The sequence below is a fragment of the Gillisella terrae genome, from assembly GCF_004801395.1.
Lineage (GTDB): Bacteria > Pseudomonadota > Alphaproteobacteria > Rhizobiales > Rhizobiaceae > Allorhizobium > Allorhizobium terrae.
Genome location: NZ_SSOA01000015.1, coordinates 59,141 through 65,511, shown reverse-complemented (window position 1 = coordinate 65,511; position 6,371 = coordinate 59,141). Strand labels below are relative to the sequence as shown.

The following is a 6,371-nucleotide window of genomic DNA, read 5'->3' as shown; positions in this document are numbered from 1 at the left end:
CTTCCGCCCAACGTCAGATAACAATAACGCGGGGTGGAGCAGCCCGGTAGCTCGTCAGGCTCATAACCTGAAGGCCGCAGGTTCAAATCCTGCCCCCGCAACCAAATATCACAAAAAACCCCGTAGCAAACCCTGCGGGGTTTTTCGATTCTTGGGCCGAAATCATTCAAAATGCGACCCACAGTCCCGTCCGTGATATTGGTTGCACCGGACTATAACGTCCTCAAAGAGAGCTTTTTGGCATTCCGCAGCAGGCAAAGACTCAAGCTCTTACTGCGCTAGTTTTTAGTACCAGTTCAGTGCCAACATCCAGACCACCTGCCGTCACCACGTCGCAATAGATGCCGAATGACCGTCGGTTGTTGCGCACAATTGCGCGTAAAACCTCAACATCGGCCTCAATATCGGGCTGCGCAATCATTGTCATGCCGCAACGTTTCGTGTGTTCCGTCGCCCGCATCGATAGCCCAACGCCGTGAATTGTATGTCCCAGCCATTCATTTTCCAAAAAGCCAGGTTCAGCGCCGGTGTTCAGGACGATATTGGGCCGAAATCGCCGCACGTCCAGTTCCTTGGACGACAACAGGTCCGATAACCTTTCTCGTGAAGAGGACGTGATGAGATGCAGGGGGGACGGCTGATAGCGATGGGTGATCATTGGCAATTGCTCAGCCGCAGGCCACTGCCCATTATTATACCGCCCAACCGCAACACTGAACCCAAAGTATCGGCTGAGTTCAGGGCCGATTGCTGGATGGCATATCTGATAGGCCTCACCATTGGGAAAATGGATGTAGGTCTCGCCAGCGCTATTTATGATTGCTCTCAGGAACAAAGCCGGATGCCAACGCGAATCATTTTCTGGCGATGCCGTTTTGCCGGTGGATGGGTCGAAGAGCCCGAATTGCCGATCACCAACTATGCCCGTTTCGGTGATATCGACATTCTGGCATTGCTGTCCGCCAATTGAGCTTACCGGATATCGCCAAATTTCCGAGACCTGTCCAACAGGCTTGATCTTTCCGGTGCACTGTGGGTCTGAGAGCATTTGTTTTGCTGTCATGCGGTCATTATCCCATGTTTCCTCTCCTCCATCTGGTCTTCGGTGATTGCCTTCGCAACAATGGCTCCGATTTCCGCTGCACTGGTGATGCCTTGCACAAATGGCATTTTGTGCAGAAGGTAAGGGATCGCAGCACAATATATCCTATTGGTTATTCCTCCCGGCCCGCGCGCCCTGAAGACCTCGTCAACATCAATACCGCCTGTGCGCTTTGTAACGGGCACGTCATCGCGATCGAGCAAGGCGATTGGGCCTTGAGTCGGGGCCTCTTGTACGTTGCCCTGCTCTACCAGCGTTGGGAAGGGAAGCTCACCGGCCGACAACGGGCCTTGGCCGGTTGCATCAATGAAATTGTCAAACCGCAGGCTCGCTCCAGACGTCTGAATTGTTACCCCAGGGGATTGGCTGTTCGTTATTATGTCATAATCGTCGGTGAGGTTTTGAATTTCGAGCCGCCCGTCAGCGTGGAGTGCTAAAATGCGCTTGATGGAGAGATGGGGAACAGTCGCGTATTCATCAATAAAGATGTTTTTGAAGGATTTGTTGAATCGTGCAAAATCAACCGCATTCAAGTGCGGCACAATTTCCGCGATAATTTCGTGCGTAATCATGATCGCGTAGCGCCATGGCACAGTGTATTTGGCTGTTATATTTTGCTCGGCTTCTGCCAGATTTTGGGCGGCCCACACGAAGGGATCGGAGTTGGCGCGTCGCTCATAATAGGCATCCGCAAATGTGTCGACGGTGAGCGTTGAAAGCCCGATTTCTGCGGCATAGTGCTTGTCCGCCATGATAATTTCTTGCTTGAACAACTCAAATACGTTGTCGAGCAATCCTGTCGAGCCGCGGGAAATCAGCGCGCGGACGGCATGGCGGGTACAAATCCTTGGATCGAGATAGGGAAGCGGGCAATAAAAGTCCGCTTCTGGCAACAAGCCTTTGCGCGACATCATCACAGCCGAAAAGTCTTCAAACTCCAGAGAAATTTGAAAGGTGAGATCACCTTTTTCGTCGTAAAGAAAGGAGCCGCAGGAGGTGGCAACGGTCATGAGCGCATCTATTGCGCTGAGCGATGTTCCCAGAATCCCAAGACGCCCTCCCCGTATGGATTGCAAGGACGATGCTGGCCACACGGAAGTAAAATACCCAGGTTGGCTCTGTTTTTCAGCTGGCCACTGATGGCCAGTGGCAAGAACAACGTGATCGAAAATTGCACTGAATTCTCTCTCTGATGTCACGGTGACCAGCATGCCTTCAGGCGTGACTGCGATATCCACCACGCGATGGCCCGGGTAAATCTCGACATGGTGACCGCGTTGCGAAGCGATGAGAACAAGGCTCATGAACTGCGCGTGGAAATAATCGCCCAGCACGAGACGCGGGTAAAATTGCCGTTCATGGATGTCGTCGCGGATAATGCCATGGTCATTGAGATAATCATTTGGACGACCGCGCAGCCATTCCACAAGCGTTTCATGAAGCGGCGGAATTTCGATGCTGGGGATATTGGACAACATCGCCGGATCGTTCATGCCGGGAAGATAAGGGGTGCCCTTGCCAGCCTCCGCTTCGGCTTCATAAATTGTAATCGTGAGGGGATTTTCGGCGAGTAAAAGCTGCTTAAGCGTATAAATGCCTGTTGGCCCAGAGCCTATAATGCACACTTTATTTCTCATGGGGTGAAACGTCCCGTTCTGTCGCGTGGCTCACAGCAAGTGTAAGTTTTTCGCGCGGTATATGTTCCGTGCCCGGCAGAAATTATGAAGCAGATTAGACGTGTTACTTTGAGCCTTTGTGCACCCTACATGGAGGACGGCGCTGTAATAGAGGGTAGCGACAGCGCCGAGCGCCTTTTGTGGCGCAGGGCGCTGTCGTTCAAGCGTCATTCGACATAGTATTTATTATACTGATTTCTGAATTTCTCTGATCCACCAAAATCGCTGTAGCGGCCCAGTTCCTGCATGTCCGTCTTGTTCAGCAATACGCCAACAACTTTAGTGCTGATCTGAGGCTCGGCATCCAGAAGATCAGACACCAGCTTTGTCGGGGTTTTGCCCCATTCCACCACGCAGACAAAGCCGTCCGCCAGATGGGAAAATGCTTTGGCATCCACAACCGGACCAATAGGCGCAAGATCAACAACAATATAGTCGAACGATTTCCGAACGCTGTCCAAAAGCGCGCTCATGCCCGGCGAAGCAATCAATTCATTGGTATGGACGAAGGAACGGGCACCAGCACCGGGGGCAACGGGTAAAATAGCCAGCTGTGTTTCCTGATCCACCTTAATGCAATCCTGCCAGGATGCATCCCCCAGAGCAGCTTCTATCAGCCCGGTTTTGGCGGGCGGGTTGAGCAGATGGCTAAGGCTTGGGTTGCGCAAGTCGGCGTCAATCAGCAGGGTTCTCTTGCCACTTGTTGCAAGCAGCACCGCAAGGTTGGCGGCGACCGTTGATTTTCCCTCATTCGGCAGGGCTGAGACAATGCCAATCACCCGGCTTGCACGGCCTTGCAGCATAACGTCGATCGCCAGTTTGGTGTTGCGCAGGGTTTCTGTGAAGGCAGAACGCGGAGCATCAATCACTGTCCGCATCATGCGATCCAATCCCAGGGTTTCGCTCAAGGGTGGCGCAACGGTTGCACCGGAGGGTGCCTTTTTGCGCCAGCGGCGAAGCTTGGGGTTCATGGGCTTTTTCGCCCGCGGCCCCATTCTGGGCAGGTAGCCGAGCGATTTCAATCCCAAGACGGATCGGATGTCGCTCTCCAGACGGAAGTAGCGTTCCTGCATTTCCTGAACGAAGGCCAACCCCGCCCCCACAATCAGGCCCAGCACGGCAGACAAGGCAAGTGCCATGGTTTTGCGCGGGCTGGATGGCGAAGAGGGTACACCCGCCTGCGAAATGACCCGTGCCTTGGTCACCGGCAGCGACTGGCTCTGGCTTGCCACCTCATACCGTCCGAGGAAGGCGGCATACATTGTTTTCAGCGCCGATGCCTTTTGCTCGAGTTCGCGAAGATGAACGAGGGCGACGTTGGCTTCCGAGTTTGTGCCTGTGAGCTTGTCGATGCTGTCGCGCAAAGATTTCTCGCGCGACTTTGTCACGTCGTATTCGTTGGCGTAGCTGGCGGTCAGCTGTTTCAATTCCTGAAAGATCTGCTGACCGATATTCTCTTTTTCTGCTTTCAGCGCCACGGCTTGCGGATGGTCAGCACCAAAGTTGGCAACAACCTCCTGCTCGCGCTTTTCGACCGCGAGATAGCGGGTGCGTAGATCCTGCAAGTTTTGATTGGCGTTGGTTTGGCCGGATATAATGGCATTTTTGACCGCATTTTGCGGACCCTGTTCCACAATGGCTTTAAACTGATTGAGCCTCGCTGCGGCGCTGGCCGCATCGGCCTGTGCAACAATCAATTGCTTGGTCAGATCGGTCAGTTGCTGCTCGGTCATCAGTTCGCCGCCGGTCTGGGTCAGGCCGTTTGCCGATTTGAACTTTTCAACCTCAAGCGAAGCCTGTTGGGCGCGCTTGCCAAGATCGTCGAGGCGGCCTTGCAGCCAAAGGGTGGCGCGTTCGCTGGCGTCAAAGTTGGCGTTGAGTTGATCGGTCAAAAACGCATTGGCATAGGCTTCTGTGACCTTTGCCGCCAGACGAGGATCCGGCGAGCGATAGGAAATCGACAGCACCGCACTGCGCATGACGCGCTCAACGGAGATGCTTTGCTGCAACATGGCGGCGGCCTTGCCACGCAGACCCTGACGGATTTGCTCTGGTGTCCGCTGCGGACTGGAAATAAACAGACCTTTGACAGAGCTGATCGCGTCCTTGACCTCGCCAATCAGCGATTTTGGCGGATCGGTAATCAGGTCCACATCGGCAAGCTTTGCCTCATCCACAACGCGCAGGGCCATGTTATTGGATTTCAGCACCTCAATGGCGCTGGCAATCTGCATGTCGGCCTGTGTGCGGTCATCTTGCGGGGCGTTGTCGCGATCCGTGTAGCGCGACAGATTATCATCCAGCAGGATCTGGGTATAGGCCGTGTAATAAGGGGTGGTAAAGAGCAGATAGAGCACCCCCAGCATCACGAAAAGCGCCACGCAAAGGGCCACCATCCGCATACGGCGGGCGGCAATTGCAAGCAGCCTGTCCAGATCAATAAAGGAGTCGGCTTCGGGCTGGTCTCGATGTAGAACGGCTTTCAAGGGCAGAGTTCTCTCATTCATGGTGCTGTTCTTCATTGTTCGTGGCAGATGTTGGTCTGGTTATATCGACTTCACAGCCACGATTACGTTGCTGGACGTCTCTTCTGTCGAACCGACAGTTGATCTTGGAAGACGTATAGAATGGTCAGCAAGACCTGATTCAGAATCAGGCCTTGATGACAGTTCGAGGATGCCGCCTCACGCGGCTTGAATACGGTTTTCGTGCATCAGGACCATTTCCTTGAGGGATTCGTATACGGCATCACCGATGTCATCCCTGTCGAGCGCAAAGGCCACATTGGCTTCGATAAATCCATGTTTTGAGCCGCAATCGAATGTCTTGCCAGCGTAAGGATGGGCATGAAAGGGCTGCCGGGTTGCCAGCGTGCGCATGGCGTCGGTGAGTTGGATTTCATTGCCTGCGCCGCGTGTTTGCTTTGCCAGGACGTCAAAGATTTCCGGCTGCAAAATATAGCGGCCATTGAGGTAGAAGTTTGATGGTGCTTCAGAAGTCGGTGGCTTTTCAACCATTCCCGTCACCGCAAAGCCATGCTGCACAGGCTCGCCTCTGGCAACAATGCCGTAGCTGGAAACCTCTTCCGGGGCGCATTGCTCAACGCCCAAAACATTGCCGCCGCTGACGCTGTAAAGATCCATCAGTCCGGCCATACAGCCGCGCGCGCCATAGCACAGCATGTCGGGCAACAGCAGGGCGAAGGGCTCATTGCCAATCAGATCGCGCGCGCACCATACGGCGTGGCCAAGGCCAAGCGGGGCCTGCTGGCGGGTAAAGCTCACAGAGCCAGCGGTGGGAAGCATGGCTTCCAGCTCGCTCACCTGTTTCATCTTGCCAGAGCTTTCCAGGGCTGAAATCAGCTCTGGCGTATCATCGAAATGGTCTTCAATGCTGTGTTTGTTGCGGCTGGTCACAAAAACAATGTGCTCTATGCCCGCACGGCGGGCTTCATCCACGGCATATTGAACAACGGGGCGGTCAACAATTGTCAGCATTTCCTTTGGCATCGCCTTGGTGGCGGGCAAAAACCGGGTGCCGTTGCCAGCAACGGGAATAACGGCTTTTCGAACTGTCTTGCGAAGATCCATGTC

The 6,371-nt window shown here is 54.2% G+C and carries 4 protein-coding genes and 1 tRNA gene; 1 reads left to right on the top strand and 4 read right to left on the bottom strand.

Annotated features, from left to right (window positions below; all coding sequences use genetic code 11):
* Positions 1-27: 27 nt before the first annotated feature.
* Positions 28-104, top strand: a tRNA-Met gene (locus E6C51_RS18935).
* 158 nt (positions 105-262) lie between these two features.
* On the opposite strand, the gene E6C51_RS18930 is transcribed toward E6C51_RS18935, so the two are convergent.
* The 4 genes from E6C51_RS18930 to E6C51_RS18915 all read right to left on the bottom strand — a co-directional run bounded on the left by E6C51_RS18930 (position 263) and on the right by E6C51_RS18915 (position 6,368).
* On the bottom strand, positions 263-1,063 hold the full coding sequence (locus E6C51_RS18930) for an MOSC domain-containing protein (protein ID WP_190237149.1): 801 nt from the start codon (positions 1,061-1,063) through the stop codon (positions 263-265).
* A complete protein-coding gene (locus E6C51_RS18925) occupies positions 1,060-2,739 on the bottom strand; it encodes an FAD/NAD(P)-binding protein (protein ID WP_190237148.1) in 1,680 nt (559 codons plus the stop codon). The genes E6C51_RS18930 and E6C51_RS18925 overlap by 4 nt, the downstream gene beginning before the upstream one ends.
* A 206-nt stretch (positions 2,740-2,945) precedes the next feature.
* Complete coding sequence (locus E6C51_RS18920) at positions 2,946-5,285, bottom strand: polysaccharide biosynthesis tyrosine autokinase (protein WP_190237147.1); 2,340 nt, start codon at positions 5,283-5,285, stop codon at positions 2,946-2,948.
* Positions 5,286-5,462: 177 nt separating this feature from the next.
* Complete coding sequence (locus E6C51_RS18915) at positions 5,463-6,368, bottom strand: UTP--glucose-1-phosphate uridylyltransferase (RefSeq protein WP_190237146.1); 906 nt, start codon at positions 6,366-6,368, stop codon at positions 5,463-5,465.
* Positions 6,369-6,371: the final 3 nt, after the last annotated feature.

Excerpts from the sequence above, each read along its gene's own strand:
- E6C51_RS18930 (WP_190237149.1), bottom strand. The coding sequence starts at position 1,063 with ATGACAGCAAAACAAATGCTCTCAGACCCACAGTGCACCGGAAAGATC.
- E6C51_RS18925 (WP_190237148.1), bottom strand. The coding sequence starts at position 2,739 with ATGAGAAATAAAGTGTGCATTATAGGCTCTGGGCCAACAGGCATTTAT.
- E6C51_RS18915 (WP_190237146.1), bottom strand. The coding sequence starts at position 6,368 with ATGGATCTTCGCAAGACAGTTCGAAAAGCCGTTATTCCCGTTGCTGGC.
- E6C51_RS18920 (WP_190237147.1), bottom strand. The coding sequence starts at position 5,285 with ATGAATGAGAGAACTCTGCCCTTGAAAGCCGTTCTACATCGAGACCAG.